The organism is Terrimonas pollutisoli (genome assembly GCF_029360765.1).
Taxonomy (GTDB): domain Bacteria; phylum Bacteroidota; class Bacteroidia; order Chitinophagales; family Chitinophagaceae; genus Terrimonas_B; species Terrimonas_B pollutisoli.
This window is the reverse complement of sequence record NZ_JARKNA010000016.1, coordinates 90318-112715: the sequence shown is the minus strand read 5'-3', so window position 1 is coordinate 112715 and position 22398 is coordinate 90318. Positions and strand designations below refer to the sequence as shown.

At 40.8% G+C, this 22398-nt stretch carries 30 protein-coding genes and 1 tRNA gene; 13 read left to right on the top strand and 18 right to left on the bottom strand.

Annotated elements, in window-relative coordinates; translation table 11 throughout:
* Positions 1 to 158: 158 nt before the first annotated feature.
* Positions 159 to 824 (top strand): hypothetical protein, encoded by a 666-nt coding sequence (locus tag P2W73_RS20575; RefSeq protein ID WP_276503985.1) that lies wholly within the window; start codon positions 159 to 161, stop codon positions 822 to 824.
* 338 nt (positions 825 to 1162) lie between these two features.
* Here the strand turns inward: P2W73_RS20575 and P2W73_RS20570 are convergent, their stop codons facing one another.
* The 6 genes from P2W73_RS20570 to P2W73_RS20545 all read right to left on the bottom strand — a co-directional run bounded on the left by P2W73_RS20570 (position 1163) and on the right by P2W73_RS20545 (position 3530).
* Positions 1163 to 1366, bottom strand: a complete 204-nt coding sequence (locus tag P2W73_RS20570; protein WP_276503984.1) for a GNAT family N-acetyltransferase — start codon at positions 1364 to 1366, stop codon at positions 1163 to 1165.
* Between the two features lie 12 nt (positions 1367 to 1378).
* Complete coding sequence (locus P2W73_RS20565) at positions 1379 to 1594, bottom strand: GNAT family N-acetyltransferase (protein WP_276503983.1); 216 nt, start codon at positions 1592 to 1594, stop codon at positions 1379 to 1381.
* A gap of 43 nt (positions 1595 to 1637) precedes the next feature.
* Complete coding sequence (locus tag P2W73_RS20560) at positions 1638 to 1829, bottom strand: hypothetical protein (protein ID WP_276503982.1); 192 nt, start codon at positions 1827 to 1829, stop codon at positions 1638 to 1640.
* Positions 1830 to 1873: 44 nt separating this feature from the next.
* On the bottom strand, positions 1874 to 2722 hold the full coding sequence (locus P2W73_RS20555; protein WP_276503981.1) for an arsenite methyltransferase: 849 nt from the start codon (positions 2720 to 2722) through the stop codon (positions 1874 to 1876).
* 54 nt (positions 2723 to 2776) lie between these two features.
* A complete protein-coding gene (locus P2W73_RS20550; RefSeq protein WP_276503980.1) occupies positions 2777 to 3109 on the bottom strand; it encodes an ArsR/SmtB family transcription factor in 333 nt (110 codons plus the stop codon).
* A gap of 127 nt (positions 3110 to 3236) precedes the next feature.
* On the bottom strand, positions 3237 to 3530 hold the full coding sequence (locus tag P2W73_RS20545; protein ID WP_276503979.1) for an NIPSNAP family protein: 294 nt from the start codon (positions 3528 to 3530) through the stop codon (positions 3237 to 3239).
* Between the two features lie 337 nt (positions 3531 to 3867).
* On the opposite strand from P2W73_RS20545, the gene P2W73_RS20540 reads away from it, so the two are divergent.
* The 4 genes from P2W73_RS20540 (at position 3868) to P2W73_RS20525 (ending at position 7144) form a co-directional block, all read left to right on the top strand.
* A complete protein-coding gene (locus P2W73_RS20540) occupies positions 3868 to 4746 on the top strand; it encodes a helix-turn-helix domain-containing protein (protein WP_276503978.1) in 879 nt (292 codons plus the stop codon).
* A gap of 64 nt (positions 4747 to 4810) precedes the next feature.
* A complete protein-coding gene (locus P2W73_RS20535) occupies positions 4811 to 5434 on the top strand; it encodes a DapH/DapD/GlmU-related protein (protein ID WP_276503977.1) in 624 nt (207 codons plus the stop codon).
* A 109-nt stretch (positions 5435 to 5543) separates the two neighbouring features.
* Entirely contained in the window at positions 5544 to 6602 is a 1059-nt protein-coding gene (locus P2W73_RS20530; RefSeq protein WP_276503976.1) for an alpha/beta hydrolase, read from the top strand.
* Positions 6603 to 6673: 71 nt separating this feature from the next.
* The gene (locus tag P2W73_RS20525; protein WP_276503975.1) at positions 6674 to 7144 is read left to right on the top strand and encodes a cyclophilin-like fold protein; all 471 of its coding nucleotides are present in this window, start codon (positions 6674 to 6676) and stop codon (positions 7142 to 7144) included.
* Between the two features lie 99 nt (positions 7145 to 7243).
* Here P2W73_RS20525 and xth read toward each other — a convergent pair whose 3' ends face one another.
* The 4 genes from xth to P2W73_RS20505 all read right to left on the bottom strand — a co-directional run bounded on the left by xth (position 7244) and on the right by P2W73_RS20505 (position 9201).
* Positions 7244 to 8020: an exodeoxyribonuclease III gene (gene xth, locus P2W73_RS20520; RefSeq protein ID WP_276503974.1), complete on the bottom strand. Its 777-nt coding sequence runs from the start codon at positions 8018 to 8020 to the stop codon at positions 7244 to 7246.
* A gap of 171 nt (positions 8021 to 8191) precedes the next feature.
* Positions 8192 to 8377 (bottom strand): hypothetical protein, encoded by a 186-nt coding sequence (locus P2W73_RS20515; protein WP_276503973.1) that lies wholly within the window; start codon positions 8375 to 8377, stop codon positions 8192 to 8194.
* Positions 8378 to 8576: 199 nt separating this feature from the next.
* Positions 8577 to 8792 (bottom strand): hypothetical protein, encoded by a 216-nt coding sequence (locus P2W73_RS20510; RefSeq protein WP_276503972.1) that lies wholly within the window; start codon positions 8790 to 8792, stop codon positions 8577 to 8579.
* A 205-nt stretch (positions 8793 to 8997) separates the two neighbouring features.
* Positions 8998 to 9201, bottom strand: coding sequence for a hypothetical protein (locus tag P2W73_RS20505; protein WP_276503971.1), 204 nt, complete (start codon positions 9199 to 9201; stop codon positions 8998 to 9000).
* Positions 9202 to 9532: 331 nt separating this feature from the next.
* Between P2W73_RS20505 and P2W73_RS20500 the strand changes: the two genes are divergently transcribed.
* Positions 9533 to 9730: a hypothetical protein gene (locus P2W73_RS20500; protein ID WP_276503970.1), complete on the top strand. Its 198-nt coding sequence runs from the start codon at positions 9533 to 9535 to the stop codon at positions 9728 to 9730.
* 10 nt (positions 9731 to 9740) lie between these two features.
* Here P2W73_RS20500 and P2W73_RS20495 read toward each other — a convergent pair whose 3' ends face one another.
* From P2W73_RS20495 to P2W73_RS20485, 3 genes are all read right to left on the bottom strand, one after another.
* Positions 9741 to 10160, bottom strand: a complete 420-nt coding sequence (locus P2W73_RS20495; RefSeq protein ID WP_276503969.1) for a hypothetical protein — start codon at positions 10158 to 10160, stop codon at positions 9741 to 9743.
* 61 nt (positions 10161 to 10221) lie between these two features.
* Positions 10222 to 10662, bottom strand: a complete 441-nt coding sequence (locus tag P2W73_RS20490) for a hypothetical protein (protein WP_276503968.1) — start codon at positions 10660 to 10662, stop codon at positions 10222 to 10224.
* Positions 10656 to 11267 carry an RNA polymerase sigma factor gene (locus P2W73_RS20485; protein ID WP_276503967.1) on the bottom strand — a complete coding sequence of 204 codons (612 nt, stop codon included), beginning with the start codon at positions 11265 to 11267 and terminating at the stop codon, positions 10656 to 10658. Before P2W73_RS20485 ends, P2W73_RS20490 begins: the two co-directional genes overlap by 7 nt.
* 234 nt (positions 11268 to 11501) lie before the next feature.
* On the opposite strand from P2W73_RS20485, the gene P2W73_RS20480 reads away from it, so the two are divergent.
* Positions 11502 to 13271: a 3'-5' exonuclease gene (locus P2W73_RS20480; RefSeq protein ID WP_276503966.1), complete on the top strand. Its 1770-nt coding sequence runs from the start codon at positions 11502 to 11504 to the stop codon at positions 13269 to 13271.
* A 155-nt stretch (positions 13272 to 13426) separates the two neighbouring features.
* Here the strand turns inward: P2W73_RS20480 and P2W73_RS20475 are convergent, their stop codons facing one another.
* Together P2W73_RS20475 and P2W73_RS20470 are read right to left on the bottom strand one after the other, a co-directional pair.
* Positions 13427 to 13750, bottom strand: a complete 324-nt coding sequence (locus P2W73_RS20475) for a hypothetical protein (RefSeq protein WP_276503965.1) — start codon at positions 13748 to 13750, stop codon at positions 13427 to 13429.
* Positions 13751 to 13911: 161 nt separating this feature from the next.
* Complete coding sequence (locus tag P2W73_RS20470) at positions 13912 to 14619, bottom strand: Crp/Fnr family transcriptional regulator (protein ID WP_276503964.1); 708 nt, start codon at positions 14617 to 14619, stop codon at positions 13912 to 13914.
* Between the two features lie 100 nt (positions 14620 to 14719).
* On the opposite strand from P2W73_RS20470, the gene P2W73_RS20465 reads away from it, so the two are divergent.
* From P2W73_RS20465 to P2W73_RS20445, 5 genes are all read left to right on the top strand, one after another.
* Positions 14720 to 15127 (top strand): glycine cleavage system protein H, encoded by a 408-nt coding sequence (locus tag P2W73_RS20465; protein ID WP_276503963.1) that lies wholly within the window; start codon positions 14720 to 14722, stop codon positions 15125 to 15127.
* 25 nt (positions 15128 to 15152) lie between these two features.
* Positions 15153 to 15758 (top strand): methyltransferase domain-containing protein, encoded by a 606-nt coding sequence (locus P2W73_RS20460; protein ID WP_276503962.1) that lies wholly within the window; start codon positions 15153 to 15155, stop codon positions 15756 to 15758.
* 17 nt (positions 15759 to 15775) lie between these two features.
* A complete protein-coding gene (locus P2W73_RS20455; protein ID WP_276503961.1) occupies positions 15776 to 16072 on the top strand; it encodes a hypothetical protein in 297 nt (98 codons plus the stop codon).
* Between the two features lie 15 nt (positions 16073 to 16087).
* A complete protein-coding gene (locus P2W73_RS20450) occupies positions 16088 to 16342 on the top strand; it encodes a hypothetical protein (protein ID WP_276503960.1) in 255 nt (84 codons plus the stop codon).
* Positions 16343 to 16597: 255 nt separating this feature from the next.
* A complete protein-coding gene (locus P2W73_RS20445) occupies positions 16598 to 18265 on the top strand; it encodes a SulP family inorganic anion transporter (RefSeq protein ID WP_276503959.1) in 1668 nt (555 codons plus the stop codon).
* Positions 18266 to 18406: 141 nt separating this feature from the next.
* Here the strand turns inward: P2W73_RS20445 and P2W73_RS20440 are convergent.
* A tRNA-Asn gene (locus P2W73_RS20440) sits at positions 18407 to 18480 on the bottom strand.
* Positions 18481 to 18818: 338 nt separating this feature from the next.
* On the opposite strand from P2W73_RS20440, the gene P2W73_RS20435 reads away from it, so the two are divergent.
* Positions 18819 to 20648 carry a PAS domain S-box protein gene (locus tag P2W73_RS20435; RefSeq protein ID WP_276503958.1) on the top strand — a complete coding sequence of 610 codons (1830 nt, stop codon included), beginning with the start codon at positions 18819 to 18821 and terminating at the stop codon, positions 20646 to 20648.
* Positions 20649 to 20728: 80 nt separating this feature from the next.
* Here the strand turns inward: P2W73_RS20435 and P2W73_RS20430 are convergent, their stop codons facing one another.
* The gene (locus tag P2W73_RS20430) at positions 20729 to 21082 is read right to left on the bottom strand and encodes a Rieske (2Fe-2S) protein (protein ID WP_276503957.1); all 354 of its coding nucleotides are present in this window, start codon (positions 21080 to 21082) and stop codon (positions 20729 to 20731) included.
* Positions 21083 to 21144: 62 nt separating this feature from the next.
* Complete coding sequence (hflX, locus tag P2W73_RS20425; protein WP_276503956.1) at positions 21145 to 22335, bottom strand: GTPase HflX; 1191 nt, start codon at positions 22333 to 22335, stop codon at positions 21145 to 21147.
* Between the last annotated feature and the right edge of the window lie 63 nt (positions 22336 to 22398).

Here is a 22398-nt window from a genome sequence, read left to right as displayed (position 1 = left end):
CGAATTAACTACCATTGCGTGGTAAAAAATCCCCTTTCTGCAGCAGTTTCAAATTGATTGTAGCATGTAAAGCGTTGATCTATTATCCAGTGCACCGGGGTTCCTGCCTCTGGTCACGCAGGCATCGTATTTGTCCATTTAATTACAAATAAAAAGTTATGTGGCAAAAGATCCTTAAAGGAAGAATGTTTATGCTGACAATGGTAACAGGTTTAGGACTCATCGCTTCACCCTTTTTACAAGCTCAACAACATATTATAGCCAACAAGGATAATACGAGACCTGAACCCGGCAGGCAATATTCCAGCCTCGCCAATTTGTCAAACATGGCCATTACAAAAAATAGTGGTTACAATGAAATACAATGGACCCCGGTAGCAGAACAGACCAGTCAAAAATTTTATGTTGAATATAGCTTTGACGGAATTCGTTTTGAACCCGCAGGACAGGTAAGCTGGATGAATGGAACATACAAATACCGTCACCAGTTGAACGATACAAGACCAACAATATATCGTATCAGGGTAGAAGGATTAAGTAATAATCTTTACTATTCAAAAACATTTAAGCTGGAAGGATACGGGATTCCCCCGGTAAAAATATACCCGGTTAATGTTACAGGCAATGTCATCAATGCAAATGCCGGGTTACCGGTTGAAAGAGTTATGATTGTATCGGCTGACGGATTCCAGGTTTTTGCGAAAGATCTGAATGGTCAACGTGATTTTATACCGATTGCTATTCCTTCGCTAAATAAAGGTATTTACCTGATCACGTTTTATGGAAACGGATGGCTGAACACAACAAGATTTCTTATCTCCTGATTCTGACAAATAGAAAGGGCCTGATGGAAATCAAGCCCGGAGGTTATTTTTTCAGATTAGTATAGGTTGAATAATTCAAGAAATATTCCAATTTTTTCAGAAGCAGCGGAGAATTATTAAGACGATTTATTATACGGTGATTGGGCTTTAGTTTCGTGAGATTACTACTTCATAATTTTTTCCGCAATCATTTTTCTTTTATCCAAAAAAGCGGGAAAAATTTGGACATTTTAAGCTGGTTGTATCCACACAAATTAATCTACTAGTAACCATACGCATAGTCTCACGCTGAAGAGTATTTGATTTTCCTGCACAAGGGAAACAGCTGTTGAGCTAATTCAATCAATCGGCTTCATCATCACCGTGGCACTAACAGGGCAGACACTGCTAAACTCTGAAGATGCTTTAACGGGCTCCGGCACTTGTTCCCGGTCTATTGTTTTATATCCCTTTTTTTCAAAATACTTCGATGCTGTTTCTGTCAGCAGGTACATCGAAATGATTTCTTTTGATTTGGCTGCCTGTTCAAGGGTATTAACCAATGTTTCAGCAATTTATCTATTTCTAAAACCAGGATGAACTACCATGGACCTTAATAAGCCAAAGCGTCCATATCGTTCCATTCCAATTACGCCTACCAGTTGATCATTCTCGATTGCAGTATAGAAGTCGGTTAACAATACGGGTAAATCCTTTGTCGGCAGTTTTTGCGATTGTAACAATTGTATTATCTCGTCACGTCTCCGGTCTTCGGCATGTATTATATGCATAAGAAAAGTTTGAACTACGAAAATATAAATGCAAGTCACATTTTTACAAACCCGTTCTTATGCTAACCTGCTTTTTATTTTTTTGAATATTCCAGCTTTCCGAAACGGAAAATTGCTTTTGATTGCATTTGTACACATTGATTACTTCGTTTGCTGAGCCCTCAAATTTTTGCATGCAATAGTCTACACAGCAGGCTGTTTCATTTTGTTTTACTTCGTTGTTAGTAGTGTTCATTGTTTATTGTTTTAAATGGTTAAAAATCTTGAGTTGACGATAAATTAATTACAGCAGTCAGGTCCGCAGCATGATTTTTTTTCTTCCGTAGGTTTTTCGGCATACACTGTAACACTCCTGATGCCCGTTCCCGATTGTTTGAAATTCTCTATTTGAGTTGTCGACAGATAGTTTTTTAAAATGTCATCCGGGATAATGATAGGCTTGTCTTTCTGAACCGTGATATTTTTAAATCCATTGGCTTCCATCAATTGGAGGTAATCCGCTTTTTGAATCGCTCCGGCCACGCAACCGGCATACATTTCCGCTGCTTCTTTAATTTTTGCGGGCAGTTCTCCTTCGAGTACGATATCTGAAATGGAAAAATGGCCGCCTGGCTTTAATACCCGGTAAATTTCTTTTATAACGCCATCTTTATTGGGCACCAGGTTGAGTACGCAGTTACTGACTATCACATCCGCCACATCCGCACTGACAGGCATGTTTTCTATATCACCCTGCCTGAATTCAACGTTGTTGAAACCCCTTACTTCAGCATTTTTTCTTGCCCGCTCTATCATGGCAGGCGTAAAATCAATGCCGATCACCCTGCCGGTTTCACCTGTCTCGTGTCTTGCTATAAAAGCATCGTTTCCGGCGCCGCTGCCCAGGTCAATTACAGTATCGCCCTTTTTGATCTTAGCAAATTGGGTGGGGAGTCCACAGCCCAATCCTAAATCGGCGTCAGGATTATAGCCTTCCAGCTTTGTGTAATCGTCTGCCATGATGTTGTATACATCGGTACTGCAACAACCGGAACCGCAGCAGGAACTTTGATTGGTTTCTTTATCCTGCAAGGCAATTTCACCATATTTCTGCCTTACGAGGTCTTTTAGATTTTCTTGAGTGTTCATATGTTTTAGTTTTAAGTTATCGTAATATACCGATAGGATTGGTCAAAAAAAATGTCAGATGCAACTACCGCAACCAACTTTGTAAGCGTCAAACAATTGATTGATCCAGGCCTGGGCCGCTTTCCATTCTTTTTCATCAATGCAATAACAAACCTTGGCTCCTTCAATCTCACCTTTGATCAAACCCGCTTCTTTCAATTCTTTTAAATGTTGCGAAACGGTGCTTTGGGAAAGTGGTAACACCTCAACAATATCGCCACACATACAGGATTGCTGCTTGGCCAAAAAATTAAGGATGGCTATTCTCGCCGGATGAGCCAGGGCCTTAGCATATTTTGCCAGCCTGTTTTCTTTTACACTGAACTCGTATGATTTTGTTGCACCCATAATATTATCGCAATATTACGATAAGATTTTACATCAGCAAATTTTTTTTCACAGAATTTGTCATTCTGCGGACAATTAGTCCTGCCTTGGAATAAGATTACTACTATTATTTCCGCATCGGGAACCGCTACCAAACCTGGAATATTTCTCTTGACCCCGTCAGATACATATCGTGATAGCCTTTCATTTTCTCCTGCATTTCTTTCATCTTGTCCGTGTCTTGCTTATACTCTTCCCAGCTTTCTTCATAGGCCGTGAGGTTCTCGTATTGAGAAACCATTATCACCCTGTTGTACTGGCCCGTCATATCAGTTAAGATATTTACCAGTTCTTTGTTGCCAGCCATCACCTCTTTGAAAAGTTTGGCAAGCTTTGAAGCGTTACCGGGTTTGCAAACAAAAGTGTCATGTACAATGATCATAGCTTTATTTTTTTTGTGTTAAGGTTTCAATTTATATGCTAAAATCTGTCCAAAAAATATGCAGGAAATAAAATTTTGAATCAGGAGATAAAATCAGGTTGTAAGGTTATCAGTTGAAATGATAATGGTGTGACCACCAATTTCCATATTGTACGCAACCTTAAAAATGAACTTCCCCTTACTGCAAGGACGACATTTAATGCAAATTATTTCACTGCACATTGCAGCATTCTGCATTTTGGAGGACAGGCACACAGCCTTTAGTTCAACCGTAAATTAGAAACACTAAAGTATTTTTTAGCAATCTCCCCAGTTTTGATTTTCCTAACTTTACTCCATGCAAACCAAAAATGTGCGTTCGGTTTCAGAGTTCAATAATGAACTAAAGCTAAAAGGCTTTAAAGTGTTTCAAATTGAAAGCGATGGCCAGGCAACCCGCATTTATAGCAGAAAGGATTTTTATAAAATTTGCCTCACAACCGGTAAGAGCATTATTCACTATGCAGACAGGAGTTTTGAAACCGAGGGGACTGCTTTGTTTTTTGGCAATCCCCATATACCTTATTCATGGGAGACCATTTCAAGAAGTTATGTAGGCTACACTGTTCTTTTTTCAGAAGACTTTTTAAAATTATCTGACCGTTCTGAAAGCCTGCAACGGTCACCGCTCTTTAAGATTGGAGGCACACCTATTTTGAAAATAAATGAGCAACAGCGGGAATTTTTAAATACGATCTTCCAAAAAATGATTGATGAGCAACAAACCGATTATGCTTACAAAGACGACCTGATACGGAACTACATTAATTTGATTATTCACGAAGCTTTGAAACTGCAGCCTTCGGAAAACTATGACCAACACAAAAATGCTGCTTCACGCATTACTTCAGTATTTCTTGAACTGATGGAACGGCAGTTTCCGGTTGAAAGCACCGACCGTCCGCTTCAATTAAAGACCGCGCAGGATTATGCAAAGTCATTATCTGTACATGTTAATCATTTAAATCGTGCCGTGAAAGAAATTACCGGCAAATCAACTTCTACGCATATTGCTGAAAGGATTGTTACTGAAGCGAAGGCATTATTGCACCATACCGACTGGACGATTGCTGAAATTGCTTATGCGCTTGGCTTTGAATACCCTACCTACTTCAACAACTACTTCAAAAGAATAACCGGTACTATTCCCTCATCTTTACGGGTGGAGATTGCTTGAAATCCTTAATCATTGGTTTGATAATCTTTACCATGCAGGGTAATTATGGAGAGACCTTTGTGGTATGTTATCAAATGCAGTGGCAATGGACGAGCTGGAAAACCAAAATGTCTCCAATCAGAACGAAAGCGAAATATTTGATAGAATGAGAGCGGGAGGTTTATTTCGTTTTGATGACCCGCAATTTGCGAAGGTGAGGGAGTTGGTTGCCCGTGCACAAGAGTTGTCTGTGCATCTCAATGCTTCTATCAATATTGATCAGGTAAGAGAACGTTTAAGCGAGATCATCGGTTCTTCAATAGATAAGAGCACAAGAATATTTCCTCCATTCTTTACCAATTTTGGACGGTTTATTACTCTTGGTAAAAATGTATTTATCAACCATGCCTGTTCATTTCTCGATTTGGGTGGCATTACAATTGAAGATGATGTATTGATAGGACCCAAGGTCAACCTCATCACCGAAAATCATTCGTTAGATCCTGCAGACAGACAATCACTCCTGTTAAAGTCAATAGTTATCAAACGGAATGCATGGATTGGTGCAGCAGCCACGATACTGCCTGGTGTAACCATTGGTGAAAATGCTGTTGTTGCAGCAGGGGCAGTGGTTTCTAAAGATGTTGCAGACAATACGATTGTGGGCGGTATTCCTGCTAAAATTATTAAGCAAATTGATTTATCATAAATTTTAAAACCATGAAATGAGCCATAAAATTTTCGAGGTATTATACCAATCACCGATGAAAATTTTATGGCGAATTCCATGTGGCCAAAATACAATAAAAAATATACACATGAAAAGAATAGCAGTTTTTACAATGCTGTCCCTAACGATGATGGGACAAACTTATTCACAAACAAATCAAGAAGTAAAATGCAAAAAGATGAAAACAACAGAACAAACAGATCATTACACTTTTCAGTTAAGTGATAAAGTAACCCGGCAAAAAGTAACTTACAAAAACCGTTACGGAATATCTATATCAGCTGATTTATACCTTCCTAAAAATCGTGGAGGCGAACCATTAGCTGCACTTGCCATCAGCGGCCCGTTTGGTGCGGTTAAAGAACAATCTTCGGGACTATATGCTAACACAATGGCAGAACGTGGCTTTGTTACCCTTGCCTTCGACCCATCTTATACAGGTGAAAGTGGAGGCGAACCACGTAATGTAGCATCGCCCGACATTAATACGGAAGATTTTAGTGCAGCAGTGGACTATCTCGGTTTGCAATCGCTTGTTGACAGGAACCGGATAGGTATCATTGGTATTTGTGGTTTTGGTGGCATGGCGCTGAACGCCACAGCAATTGATAAACGTGTGAAGGCCGTTGCAACCACCAGCATGTATGACATGTCACGGGTGATGGCAAAAGGTTATTATGATAAACTTACCAGTGAACAACGCAATCAAATGCTTGAGCAGATGAGCCAGCAACGTTGGAAAGATGCAGAGAAGGAAACACCAGCTGCCGGCCCACGTATTTTACCTGAAAAGCTGGAAGGCAACGAACCTCAATTTGTAGTGGATTATTTCAATTACTACCGCACTCCCCGTGGTTTTCATCCAAATTCGCCCAACTCAACCGGTTCATGGACTGCTACCAATGCGCTATCGTTTATGAATATGCCACTCTTAACATACATCAAAGAAGCCTCACCCCGGCCAATTCTTTTAATAGCAGGTGAAAATGCCCATTCACGTTATTTCAGCGAAGATGCTTACAAAGCAGCAGCCGAACCAAAAGAGTTAATGATTATTCCGAACGCCAATCACGTTGATTTGTATGATAAGGTAGATGTTATTCCTTTTGACAAGCTGACATCATTCTTTACAAAGAGTCTGAAATAAGAAAAGCTTAAAGGAAAAAGATTTAAAGCAATGTATTGTCAAAACATTTAACTCCGGATAATTTTTAAAATATGAAAGTCATTATCGCATTATTGCTGGCTCTAATCTTCATCCCGCTCTACGCATGTAAAGCTGATGGCGATACTGCTTCTGCGAACAATTCCAATAACATTACAATTACAGACAGCATGAAGCTCAGAATAACCGTCGGTGATAAAGTGCTTACGGCGAGATTGTACGACAATGTGACAACAAGGGATTTCATTGCCCTTCTTCCCATTACAGTAAACCTTGAAGATTTTGCAGGAACGGAAAAGATTTTTTATCCGTCCCGCACATTATCTACAAATGAACGTAAAGCCGTAAGCGACCCTGCAATCGGTGATATTAATTGCTATGCACCGTGGGGTAACATTGCTATTTTCTATAAAAACTATTCCGGCTCAAGAGACTTGATCAGGATAGGAAGAATTGAGGGAGCAATAGATGCACTAAGCATTCCGGGGTCGGTGAACAATGTAAAATTTGAACTGGTGCAATAAAAATTAAACCGGTGAACCTTTTATATGAAAGCCGGACTGCAAGTAGAGCACATGGGCCGCCCTTGCAGATGGATTGATGAAAAACTTTCCTTACCCAATTTATTTTTCTTTTAATTCAATCCAGGCAGGCGCATGATCACTTGTTTTTTCCCAACCTCTTACATGGCGGTCTACTCCAGCCGCCACCAATCGGCGGCTTAGTTGTGGGCTCAATAAAAAATGATCAAGCCTGAGACCAGCATCACGACTAAAAGCATTGCGGAAATAATCCCAGAAAGTATAAACTCTCTCATTCGGATGCAGTTTGCGGATTGCATCTGTCCAGCCCTGGTCCGTCAATCGTTTAAAAGCGGTACGAACTTCTATGCGAAAGAGTGCATCATCAACCCAGCGTTCAGGCTTATATACATCCAACTCTGTTGGCATCACGTTAAAGTCGCCAATCAGAGCCACCGGTACCTCATGAGCAAGTAATTTTTTTGCGTGAGCAGACAATCGCCTAAACCATTTCAGCTTGTAGTCAAACTTAGGGCCGGGATAGGGATTACCATTTGGCAGGTATAAGCAGGCAATCACCATCTTGTTTATAATCGCCTCCATATAACGACTATGACTGTCTTTCGGGTCTCCCGGCAATACCCGCCTTAACTCCTGTATTTCTCCATAGCGGGATAAAATAGCAACGCCGTTCCAGCTTTTTTGTCCATTCCATATGGAATGATAGCCTGCCGCTAATATCTCCTTTTCAGGAAATTTGTTTTGCATTGCTTTAAGCTCCTGTAAACAAACGATATCTGGTTTTGCCTCTTTCAGCCACCGGAGTAAGACAGGCAGTCGTCCATTAATGCCATTCACATTATACGTCGCAATTTTCATCGTAGTAATTTACGGCCCTGTCCAAGGTAGTATTTCAGGCAGAAGAAATTACATATGGCTATAACAAATATTCCAAAAGAAGACTTTATGAATAGCCAAAAACTATAGACCCGATAGACGAATCCAAATTTTCAAACCCATATAGGCTGAATTATAAATCAGCAGACCCGCTTACAGAAAATCATGTTTTTTAGCTTTAATGTATCCTTCCTGCAATGGAGGAAGCAGGACTTGACGAACCTGCGGCAATGCCTGCATATTTATCAATTTTGCCCGGCTCCGGCTCTTCTTTTTGCTTTCCTTCTTAACGATAGTAAGCCCAGGCATACCTGGTGAGGTAATCGAATTTTCAGTCATAAGTTTAATGATTAAGGGAGCTGTGAGAATGAAAAAAGTATGCCGGATAAAGATTCAAATGTCATCTTATCAACATATTTTTTTAAAAGAATGTCAATGTTTGATCATTAATTTGAAGGCCGGCAGCAGTGGCTTTTAAACACTTATCAAAACCCGTTATATAACCAATTTGCAGCCAACAAGTAGAGAAGACGATTGATTAATTTTCGGTGGAGATGGAAGAATAGGTTGCTACCGGAATATTGACCACCTTTTTCCTCCATACAATTTCTTCCTGTATTTCTATTAAAAGAAGACGGCTATTCCTTAACTCCGTTTCTGATGCGCCGGAAGTAATCAATTGAGTATGCCACGCAGTCTGATCGACCAACAGGTCCAAAAGATCAGATAACTCCAGATTTTTTAAATCCAACATCGCAGTTGCGTTTGGATGCAGATAGCAAATGGCGTGCAAATAAAAATTACGCTTTATACAAAAAAGGTTGGGTAAGATTCGAGAAAATAGCTCTACACTCAAACGAGATGTAGAAAATATTTCCAGAAAAAATGTAGCCGACCAAAATTATGATAACTAACAGTTGGTAGGAAATAGGCTAAGTAACTTTAATCGATCCCATTCATTAACCAGCCAGCTTATTGAAATTATTCCCTGGCCGGTTAGCCTTTCTTTTTTCAATCTCCGCCTGGACCTGCTTGAGTTTGGCCTTACTGTTTTCCAGATCTTGCCGGCTGGTGCTTTGCGCTATAACCCGGATATGATCGGCTGTATACTGGCTTAATAAGTCAAGCAGCTCGGGCAGGTTATATTTCTTTAAATCAATCATGACGGCAAATTGAAATCACGTATGTATGCAAAAAACATACAATTAGTTCTATTTTTGAAGTCCCGGAGATGTTTTATCAAGAAAATGCGGAAAACTGCAAGGGGATTTGCCCATAGTCCGAAAACCTGCACCAATTACGGAGGAAAACTACTTCAGCTTTCATTCATACCATTTGATTACCGGTTTGTAGTATTACATTTCTCTCCTAATCGAGTATCTTTAAATACTTGCTTTTAGGGATCAGATTAAGGCACATTAAGGCAGCATAGTTGGTTATTCAAACCAACTGTGCGGGTATGACGATTATTATTGGAGACTATTAAACAGGATTATGACTGAAGAATACCTGAAACAAATGAACCTTGATGAACTCATTCAGCTTATGATGAAAAACATTCAGGAGCTGCAGGCGATGCATAAAGCCAACAAGCAAGAGCCGGGAATAGATGAAAAAAGAAAGCAAGTGGAGTTGCTGCATAAAATTATCGCTGAAAAAAAAGGAGAGATCAAACCCGATCTTTCAAAATAGAAGACCCCGCTTATTTCCCCGAGCTTTTCAGGTAAAAGAAATAACCTAAAAAGCTCAATGCAATACAAAATGACATGATTGCCAAAGAATGAATACCCAGCGGCATAGTATAATTTACCAGTGTAAGGCCGGCACCCATTCCCGCTAAAAGCGCTGCCCACTTTATATTGCTATCCTTATTTTCACGGGCATCCGTTTGTAAAATAGAGGAAGCAATGTTTTCGGCAATTCCTTTTTCTACAATTTTATTTTTTAAGCGATATTCAAAAATCCGTTTCAAAATCGAAATAATAAAAACCATAAACGACAGGAGCACGAATATCACGGCAACGGCTCTAAATACTTCTCCGCCAATGCGTGGATAATTGTCCTGGGCACTGGCAGCAGTGGTTATTAATCCGGCCAAAACAACGGTAACGATCTTTTTCATTTTTATATTTTTTACTTTTTTGACTTATTGAATTTGACGCATGTATTTTATGAATGTTGCACTATACCAGGTCCAATGCCTGCATTTTTCTTTGATAGTTTTTATACATATCCAGGCAAAAGAAGAGGAGTATGACAAAAACACTAATGATCATTAAATAAACTGCCAGCGAACCGATACCCGCAAACAATAAAGCCAGGTATTGACGAAAAACATATCCGGCTCCACCCAATAAGATCATAACAAAAGCCAGCAGGAAAATGGGTAACCTGTCTGCGGCAACTTGTTTTTTGGGAAGTTGAGCTACGACTAATTCTGCAAGGTTGAATTCAAAGCAAGGTTTCTCCTGTTCGGCGATGCCTGCAAACAATAGTTCATAGGTGGCGACCCTGGCCTTGCAGTCATTACATACCCGGAGATGATCCGCCATATTGCTATTTGATTGCTTCCCATCCAGCAGGAACCGCTGAATTTCTTCGTCGGTTAAATGTTTGTCTAACATAAATCCTCCTTTTTGTAATGAACTAACAAATTTTCTTTTAATGCCTTTCTTGCCCGGAATAAATAGCTCTTGACCGTCCCTTCCGGCAAGCCGGTGATATAACCAATTTCATCATAACTCAATTCCTGCTGATGATACAAACTGATCAATGTTCTATAAACAGGTGATAATGTTTCAATGGCTTCACGCAGGATGGCTGAAAGGTCTTTCTGCACGACAAGATCGTTACTGATCTGCGATGAATATGTTTGGAACGGGTCCCTATCGCCATAGTCTTCTTCCGGAACCTTTTCTTGTTCCAAATTGCCGGGGAGCAGCAATTTTTTCTTTCGCAGGTAATCAAAACAATTGTTATAGCTGACCTGGGCTATCCAGGTTGATAGCTTTGATTCAAATTTGAAAGAGCTTAGTTTATGGAACACTTTCAGGTAAATGTCCTGTGCAAGGTCCTTTCGATCTTCGGGGTTATCAATCATTTTAAAAACGATCTGGGCTACCAGGGGTTCCGTATTTTTTACAATAAGACCAAAGGCGGCGTTATCGCCGCCCAATACCTTTTCTACCAGTTGCCTGTCTGACCAGTTATTCCCTGCTGATGTATTCACTGTTTGATTCGACGGGTGAAGAAAAAAAATGTTGCAATAAAGATCCTGATACTGTGTCAACCGGATTTTGGCGATATGTATCCCGCCGCCAGGATTCACAAAGAAAAATACTTAGTGGGAAATATTTCAGTGACATAATGCCGGGATAATTTCCGGTTGAAGATAGTACCGGTTTTTGATTTGGTTACATCTTCTATTGTGCCTGTTACAATAAATTGCTGAAATTTGGGAGACATGCAACTTACCTCCGAACAAGAAGCCGTATTAAACACCAATACCAACCTGGTGATCAATGCCGTGGCAGGCAGCGGCAAAACCACTACGCTTATTGAATACGCTAAAAGCCGCCCGGCCAATAGCAAAATATTATACCTCGCTTTTAATAAAACAGTAAAAACGGAAGCAATTCAAAAGTTTGCAGCGGCGGGCATCAGCAATGTAAAAGTTGAAACGGCCCACTCCCTGGCATTTGATCATGTAGTGAAGCATAGCCCTTACCAGGTAGTAGCCGGTTATAAAAGTCATGAATGGTGCGATATGCTGGGCATTAAAACCGGCGACCGCCATGCTGATTTTATTGTAGCCAGCCATGTCACCAAGTTTATCAGTTATTTCTGCAACAGCCACCTGGTGAAAGTACAGGAGCTGAATTATGCGGATGTTGTTAGCGATATAAAGGCAAAAACCTTCGTAAAAAATTTTTATGCAGTCATTGAAGGTTTCACCCGGCAGGCATTGGCCAAAATGGATAAAGGCGATATAGCCGTCACGCATGATTTTTATTTAAAAAAATTCCAGTTAAGCCGTCCTGTTTTACACTATGAATATATTTTGTTTGATGAAGGGCAGGATGCCAGTGCAGCTATGCTTGATGTATTTTTAAAACAGGACGCTGTTAAAATAATAGTTGGCGATGCGCACCAGCAGATCTATGGCTGGCGCTATGCTATCAACAGCCTGCAGCAGGTGGATTTCCCGGTTTACAATCTCAGCAACAGTTTCCGATTTGATGATGAAGTGGCACTGGTGGCCAATAAAATATTAGCCTGGAAAAAGAAGTTGCAGCAAACACCGGCGGTAAAAATTACCGGCGCCGGCAAGCCTGATGCTGCCAATGCTACAAAAGCTACACTGGGCAGAACCAACCTGGGTTTATTGTTCAGCGCCATTGCGCAATGGCAACATGGCCAATTAGACAAGTTGTATTTTGAAGGTAATATCAACAGTTACACGTTCGCCGATGAAGGCGCTTCTTTATACGATGTACTCAATTTGTTCACTGGTAAAAGAGATAAGATAAAAGACAAGCTGATCGCTGAAATGAAAAGCATGAAGGAGCTGGAAGAGTATATTGAAAAAACAGAAGACAACAGCTTGGGCATGATCGTGGAAGTGGTGAAAGAATTTGGCAATAAGTTACCCGGCCTTATCAGTGAATTAAAACAACATCATACTGCTACAAAGGAAGAAGCCGAAAGGATCTTCAGCACCGTGCACCGCTGCAAGGGCATGGAGTATGATGAAGTGACCCTGCTCGATGATTTTATCAATGAAGAAAAATTAGAAAAATATATCGGGCAATATGGCGGCGATAATATAAATGAGGGAGATAAAAACCGGCTGGCTGAAGAAGTAAATATTTTATATGTGGCCGCCACCCGCGCCAAAAATAAATTGATCATGCCGGCGGAAATAAATCCTTTGCGAAGCATAGAACTGGCGGCGCCCATGCCAACGCAGCATGCCCGTTATAAAAACAACTTTTCCGATGACTGGGACGTTTACAGCCGTTCAGCAGCAAAAAATTATGGAGCTGGAAGTACATCAAAGAAAACAACCAACCACGGCAAACGCTGGACGGATGAAGAAGAGGATACGCTGGAAGAACTTTATGCCGCCGGCACTTCATTAAAAGATATAGCCAAAAAATTAGGCAGGGGAGAGAACGGTGTCCGGATTAAACTGATGAATATAGGTTTGTTGGATGAAGGGGATGTGTTTTGAAAGAGATAAAACATGATGGCCCAATTAGAACACAATCACAAAAATCATAAATAACTTCCTGTAACCAGCCATTACGCCTATTTGCTGAAATACCTAAACGAATAGCTTTATAAGGAGGACCATCCTACAACAACTGTTCAATATATTTCTTTTGTTTATCCTGTTTTCCACTCGTAAATATTAATTTCAATTTTTTTGAATATTGTATCTGAACTAAAGACAGATTCCAGTTGGTCAATAACGATACCTTCCATTAATTTCAAATGGTCGGCATCAACGTATTTCAACTGCTCCTTGTGTATTTCCTTTAAATGTTGTTTTGTGACAGGCAAGTGATAATCCTTATAACCATTTAATAATTGCTGTCGAAAGGGATAAAGTGCCAATAGTTCTTTGATGTTCCACCAGTGCGGCTCTAAAATAAATTCGGCCTTTAATGTATTGTTAGGGTAAAAATCAATTTTCAGTGCTAACGCCATATAAGTGTTTTACTTGGGAAATCCTATAAGCACTCAATACACAAAAGCAGGATACAGCAATTCAATTTACTGATAATTTCTTTGTGATTGTTCGTACAAGCTGAAAATTCTGTAATTGTTGAATGTTAAAAAAAGATATAAAAAGATTGATGCCGGCCATTCTATTTATGGTTCCCGATTGCAATCAGTTTCTTCACATCATGAACGATTATCTTCCTGCCCCTGGTCTCTAAAATATTCGCTTCTTTAAATTCGCCCAGCACCCGTACTATATTTTCTCTTGCTGTACCCACCAGGTTGGCAAGGTCATCACGGCTCATATTGATTTCGACAGGCATGCCTGGTTGAAAATTCACTTTGTATTTCTCGCGGAGTACAATCAGCTGAAGAGCCAGTCGCTCTCTTACCGATTTTTGAGCAAACATGGAAAGACTGTTTGCCAGAACGGCAAACTCATGACTGAGTGTTTTTAATAAGCGTCTCGACAGAATTTCAGATTGATGCAGGGCAGCCATGAAATCTTCTTTAGGAATAAACGCTATCCTGCTTTCTTCCAATGTAGCAGCAGAATCCGGGTACCGGTCTTCGGCAAGTATGGCGTGATAGCCGATCAATTCGCCGGTATTGGCTACATAAATGATTTGCTCTTTGCCTTCTTTGTCTACTTTATATTTTTTTATTTTTCCTTCCGTAATAAAAAAAATGCCGGAAGGAGTAGAACCCTCTCTAAATATGATTTCTCCTTTTGCGTATAGTTGTTCAGATTTATGAGCGGTTAACAATGCATAATCTTCCGTTGGCAAATCCGCCAAAACGGATTCGCTTTTAAAATTCCATTGATCTATGGGAAAAATGCCTCGTATGCTCATGCCGGTGGGCAAATTTACCCATTTAAAAATTGATAAAACTCACTTTTTGAAGTGACAAGGTTTAACGCAATGCAGTGATAGCACAGGTAGTTTTGTAGCTATGAAAACGGAACAACCGGCAAAAAAAGATTTGTATTATACCAAAGACCACGAGTGGATCGACTTCCAGGGGACGATTGCCTACGTGGGCATTTGTGGTTTTAAATTGCTTGGCTTTAAAGAAATACAGCAGCTGATCTTTAATGAACCTGCGGGATTCAAGAGACAAGGAGAAGTACTGGCTACGATCCGGTACAACGATTATCAAATTCAAGCACACATGCCGGTAGACGGTAAAGTATTAGCGATAAACGATTCATTGAGCAGCGGCAATGGAAATATGCTGATAGCACAACCCGAAGGCAACGGATGGATTGCAAAGATTATTCCGGCACAGCCTTATGAAAGAAAAGACCTGCTAATGCCAAAAGAATATCAAATGAATAGTAAAGGGAAATCTGCCGTTTAGCATTCACCAGGAAAACAGATCACTTATGACCCTTCTTGAAAGAAAAGTTGATGCTGACAAATGGTTTTATTCCGATCTAAACTTCGATCAACTTTATCCTGTGCCTATCCAGCAATTAGCCCGTATGCACTGGACCCCACTGGATGTGGCCCGAAAAGCTGCCAACTTCCTGGCAGTAAAACCAAATGTAAAAGTATTGGATATCGGCAGCGGTGTGGGTAAGTTTTGCCTGGGAGCTGCTTATTACAGACCTGATGCTTTTTATTATGGGACTGAGCAAAGGAAAGATTTAGTATACCAGGCCGATGCCGTCAAAGAAATGCTGGGTTTTGAAAACGTTGCCTTTTTTCATGGCAATTTCACACAATTAGATCTCAGGGATTATGATCATTTCTATTTCTACAATTCCTTTTATGAAAACCTTGCTGGCACAGATAAGATTGACAACAGCATAAATTACTCCGGGGAATTGTATGACTATTACAGCCGCTATTTATGTAATCAACTTGAGGGAATGCCGGCAGGCACAAGACTGGTCACTTTTCATAGCCTGGATGATGAAATACCACATGGTTATCAGAGAGTGGATTCAGGAGTTGACGACCTGTTGAAGTTTTGGATTAAAAAATAATAGCCCACTTTAAGAATATGCCAATTGATTTTGAATCAGAAATAACAGAGATAAGCGGCAAGCTCAGCCAGGTGGAAGGTTATTTGAGTTGCGAGAAAATAATAGTTCGCAATATTCAAAAGCAATTTCAAAATGGTAAGAATGACGAAAACATCCTTGCGTACCTGAGAGGAATTTCAGACTGGTTTAATAAAGAAATAAAAACCGGCCAGCAGTCAGCAGAGAGTGTCAACTACATGTATGCATCGGGTTTCATCGATACCCTGTTGAAGATGTCTTACTGGAAAAACTGGGTGAGAACTATTGACCGATAATATTAAAAAACTGCCATGACTATTGAAGAATACAAAACGTTTATTGTGCAAAAACTGGGAATGGCAGGTGATTGCGAAGAAACAGAGCAGATCATTAACAGATCGATAGAGCTTTTGAAAGAAAAACATTTACCAGCAAAAGTAAAGTCAGATTACCTGGCTAAACTGAAAGAAGGGTTAAAGGAGCTATCGCCTGCCAGCTTTGATTATATCCACTGGTGCAATATACAGTGCGCCATTTTGTATTTAAGAAAGCTGGCAAAAAAATAATCTTCGGAATGATATTATGAAAAGAAAGCATATTGGAAGTACTTTTTGAAATTCAAAACGGAGACTAAAAAAACCAGCATTGGTAACGATCATGGCTGATGTAAGATTATTTGTGAAGACTTTGATGAATGTCGCCGTCCCGATCGTTTGGATGGGCGACGGTCAGCGGTAAAAGAACACCAAAATCCGTTGATCTAGCCCTCCAAACTTTATTCAGATGCTTTTGGAAACGCAACTATTTTTCTAACCGGATTCATGCGGCGAACAATGTTTAGACCCAAATTACTAGATACCCTGAAAAATTATAACCGCCAGCAATTCACCAAAGATTTGATGGCCGGCTTGATAGTAGGTATAGTAGCACTGCCACTGGCTATTGCATTTGCTATTGCATCGGGTGTATCACCGGAGAAAGGGCTTTATACAGCCGTGATAGCAGGATTCATTATTTCGGCCATAGGAGGAAGCCGTGTGCAGATAGGCGGTCCTACCGGGGCTTTTATTGTAATTGTATACGGCATTGTTCAGCAGTATGGCATTAATGGTTTGATCATTGCCACATTTATTGCAGGTGTTATGCTTATTATTATGGGCATTGCCCGGCTGGGATCGGTCATTAAATTTATCCCTCATCCCCTGATCATTGGTTTCACGAGTGGCATTGCGCTTATTATCTTCTCGTCGCAGATGAAAGATTTTTTTGGCCTGCAGATGGGAGCGGTTCCGGCTGATTTTATTAATAAGTGGGAAACTTATTTTGCCAACTTTCAAACAGTCAATGTCGATGCTTTTTTAATTGCTGCTGTAACCGTGTTGATCGTTTTCCTCTGGCCGAAAATAACACACAAGATACCCGGCTCCTTAATTGCGATTATCCTTACCACAGCAGCCGCACAACTGCTGGATCTGCCTGTTGAAACCATCGGTAGCAAATTTGGGAGTATTCCTTCCAGCCTGCCGGCGCCCGCTATACCTGATCTAGATTTCAACACGATAAAAAACCTGGTACAACCAGCCTTTACCATTGCATTACTGGGTGGTATCGAATCTTTGCTTTCCGCCGTTGTGGCCGATGGAATGACTGGTGGCAATCACAGATCAAATATGGAACTGGTGGCCCAGGGAACCGCGAATATCTTTTCTTCCATCTTTGGCGGCATTCCTGCCACTGGCGCCATTGCCCGGACTGCTACTAATATAAAAAATGGTGGACGCACACCCATTGCCGGGATAATCCATGCCATTACCTTATTACTCATCATGCTTTTTGTTGGTCAATGGGCTGCTTTAATTCCTATGGCAACCCTGGCAGGTATTCTGGTGGTTATTGCCTACAATATGAGTGAATGGGAAAGTTTCGTATCTGTATTGAAGGGCCCCAAAAGTGATGTGGCTGTTTTGATCACCACTTTTTTGTTAACCGTTTTAATTGATCTGACCGTGGCGATTGAGATAGGAATGATACTGGCCGCTTTTCTTTTTATGCGCAAGATGATTCAATTCAGTACTGTGAGTATTTTGAAAAAAGAGATTGAGGAGACGGATAACGGAAAGGATGAAGAAGCTGTTGGAAATTTTTCTATTCCCAGAGATGTGGAAGTTTTTGAAATTACCGGGCCGCTATTTTTCGGGGCTGCACATAAATTTAAAGACGCCATTAAATTTATTGAGAAAACACCCCGGGTGTTGATTATACGAATGCGACAGGTACCCATTATTGATGCCACAGGCATAAAAACGATCGAAGAAGTATATAAAGAATCAAAAAGGCGGGGCACTAAACTGGTACTAAGTGAAGTGCACAGCGGGCAGGTGTTAAACGAACTGAAGGACGCCCGGCTACTTTTTGCCATTGGCAAGGCCAATGTGACGAATACATTGGAGCAGGCGATTGAAAGGAGTAAAGCAATTCTGAGGGGGTGATGATCCGAAAAGAAATTAGAGTTTAATAACTACCTCACGCCAAACTCTTTCTACCTCCACTTGAAGCTTTATTTATTGACAAAGTGCGGAATATCAAAAAAGAAAAAGGGCTCCATTTAATGAAACCCTTTAGTGTGGCTGCTCCTGCTGCTGGACTTGAACCAGCGACCCTCTGATTAACAGTCAGATGCTCTAACCAACTGAGCTAAGCAGGAATAATTTGCTTTGGGGGTGCAAAAATAGGGATTTTCTTTTTCCAGCCAATTTGTTAGAACACAAAAAAATAAAGCCCGTAGAAAAATTTTGTCAACATCTGGTTATTCCGGGCTTCGGGCAATTACGAAATTGACCAGGTATTTTCCCCTGATTTTTATAATTATTTCCTAAACAAACCTTCTCCCCGCCAGAATTTGAGACGATATTTATCGTTAAACATCCGGTATCCAATGAATCCTATCTTACACTTTAGCCAAACAGGCTGCTGCAGCGCTGTCATTGGCAGTTTCTCTTTGCCCAGATTTCACAACCATTTAAATTGCCCAGGCAAAAAAGTATGACCAAGCTCCTTACCTCCGTGCCTAAGGTTCAACCCAATGTAGTGCTGGTATTTGGAGCGGCCCTGCTGACTATCGCCCTATTTGCCACCCTGATTGCGCTTAGCAACCGGCAAACCAAAAAAAACGAAGAACTCGTCAATCACACCTATAAAATAAACCGGCAAGCCGAAGGTATTCGTTCGGCACTTGCTGAAACTGAATTATTGACCAGGCAGTTTGTGACCGATCGTGACCAGCGTTGGCTTCCGGCCCTTCGCTCCGCCTGGACGGGGATAACGCAGCTGGCAGACCAAACTTATTCACTGGCAATCGATCCCGCCCAGCGGGAAAAAATGGCCGGATTAAAAAAATTGATTGCGGGGAAAATTGCTTCCCAACAATCTATTGTAAATACGTTTGATTCGAATACGCATTCTGGACATCATGGCAACGATCAACAACTTACCCTCTCTATCCAAAAGGTGATCGGTGAGTTTCTGCAACGCCAGGAAGAGCTGTTGAAAGAAAGGATCCTGGCAAGTAACCATGCCCGCAATAGGGCAACTGCTACCATCATTATTGGAGCCACATTGTTGTTTATTTTTATTGCCGGCTCCCTTCTTAGCCTGAACAATGATATCCGCCGCCGTAAACTGGTTGAGGAAGAAATTAAAACCAGGGAAGCAAAATACCGTCGCCTGATAGAAGAAGCCGGGGTTACCCTGTTTACATCGGATAATAATGGCCTGTTTACCTATGTCAACGAACGCTGTCAACAACTGACAGGATTTTCGCAGGAAGAATTATTAGGCCAGAGCTTCACCACGCTTTTATTACCTTCTTGGATCGGGCAAATTTCGGCTGTGTATTTACAGCAAGTAAGAGATCAATCGGCTGATCTCACCGTAGAATTTCCCATTCTTACCAAAGACGGTGATATAAAATGGGTGGAACAACACTCCGTAGTTTTATACAGCGATCAAAAAAATCCGATCGGTTATCAATGTGTGGTAAAGGATATTACAGAGAAAAGAAAACAGGATGAAAAAATAAAGGAATCTGAATTCCGTTTTCGCACTACCCTGGAAAAAATCGGTGATAATATCTGGGAACATGATTTTTCGACAGGAAGAACTCAATTTCCACAAACATCGCACGACTTACTGGGTTTCCAAACGCATGAATTTTCTAATTATGCAGATCTCTGGTGGTCCCGTATACATGAAGATGATAAGTGGGTACTTGAAGAAAATATCAGGAAATACAAATCCGGAATTATTGACCAGCACTCAGAAGAATACCGGATGATCAGTTGTGATGGCAGGGAAAAATGGGTACTGGACCGCGGGATTGTAACTGATAAAATGCCGGATGGAACGCCTATAAAAATATTGGGTACCCACACTGATATTACAGTTTTGAAAGATACCCAAAAAGAACTGCGTGAATCCGATCTTAAAATCAAGGCCATGCTGGAGAGTAGTAAGGATGCATTTTACCTGCTTGATACGGATTGCAAAATCATCCTGCTGAATAAAGCGGCTCTGCGTGACCTGCGAATCATTGCCGGCAAAGATTGTGAATCCGGCGAAAACATGTTGGACTGTATTTCTCCTGTAAAAAAAGAAATTTTTCAGACCCTGTTTCAAAATGCGCTGGCAGGAAACACAGAAGAGTGGGAAGTAATGCTAAACACCCTGGAAGGAGAAAAATGGTTTTATATTAATTTTTTCCCGGTGTTGAATGCCGACAATACGGTGCAGGCTGTCAGCCTTTCTTCTAAAAATATTACCGAACACAAACTGATTGAAGCGGCGCTCGGGAAAACCCGCGCAGGACGGGCTTAAAAATATTTTTTCACCTGATACCGGCAAAGAAGTATAGCAAATAAGAAGCTTTAAAACTGACAAAACTGGTCAAAGGAATACTAGAACCAATTGAAGAATCCACCCGATTCCATACCCACAAAAATGCCATCGTCTTTTAACTCCACGGGCCAGTTTTTTAAGTAGTATCCTTCACCACTTATATTTCGTCCGTTTTTCAAATCATACCTATAGCGATGTAAAGGGCACACTACATTGCCCAGCGCATCAATATACCCTTCAGCCAGTATACCGCCGGCGTGGGGACATTTATAGGCAAAGGCAAAAAAATTGTCCCGGTGTTTACCAATACAAATTTTTTTCCCTTTTACTTCCACCATGGCAATATTATTATCTGCAAAATCCAGTTCGTTAAGATGATTAGCGATCTTATGCCAGGTATATTGTTTTGACACGAAGTTTTTTGAATTATACTATTTACACGAATTCCTAAAAAAAGCACACTGGCTTCACTTATCTAATAAAGAAACTCTGTTTTATAAGGATACCTGATCCGGTACATTTCTCTCACTTTTTGTAAAATCGTTTCACGAAGTTTATCCAGGTTTCTTCTTTCTATTGCTGATACAAAAACAGCGTTACCATTGGTTTCATTATTCCACCTTTCGTAGAGATCCTCCAGTATTTCTTTTTTGGTGCTTTCTTCTAACCATTCATCAAAGGTTTTCTCTTCATAAAGATCCATTTTGTTGAAAATGGTCAGTGTAGGTTTTTCGGACGCATTCATTTCATGCAATGTCTTATTTACTACGGCTATCTGGTCCTCATAGTTCGGGTGAGAGATATCGACAACATGTAATAAAATATCCGCTTCCCTCACCTCATCCAATGTGCTTTTAAAACTCTCTACCAGGTGGTGTGGAAGTTTACGGATAAATCCAACCGTGTCACTCAGCAGGAACGGTGTGTGCTCAAAAACCACTTTGCTGGTAGTTGTATCCAGTGTAGCAAATAATTTGTTTTCCGCAAACACATGCCGTTTACTCAGCAAATTCATAATAGTTGACTTTCCTACATTGGTATAGCCCACCAGTGCAACACGAATAAATTCCCCCCTGTCCTTACGTTGCGTAAACGCCTGCTTGTCTATTTCGGCAAGTCGTTTTCGCAACAGCGAAATTTTGTCCCTCACTATACGACGGTCTGTTTCTATTTCGGTTTCACCAGGGCCTCTTGTACCAATACCACCTCCCAGGCGTTCCAGGTGCTTCCACATACCTCTTAATCTTGGAAGTATATATTGATATTGCGCCAACTCTACCTGTGCTTTCGCCTGTGCTGTTTTTGCCCGGCGGGCAAAAATGTCAAGTATCAGGTCAGAGCGGTCGATAGCTTTTATGTCCAGTGCTTTTTCTATGTTGGTGATTTGAGAACCGCTGAGTTCGTCATCAAATATTACAATGCGGATATTTTTACCCTGCACATAATTTTTTATTTCTTCCAATTTTCCTTTGCCTACAAATGTGCGGCTGTCAGGATGCTGCAGCTTTTGAATAAAACGCTTCACCGTAACGGCACCCGCCGTTTCTGCCAGGAACGACAACTCATCCAGGTACTCCTGTACCTGTGTTTCTGTCTGATCTTTCTGCACCAGGCCGACCAGCACCGCCGGCTCTTCTTCTCTGATTATATTTTTCTTATCCAGCATATTAAAAAAACACCCTCATGATACATGAGGGATGCGCAAAGTTAACGGTAGAAAAATAAAAAA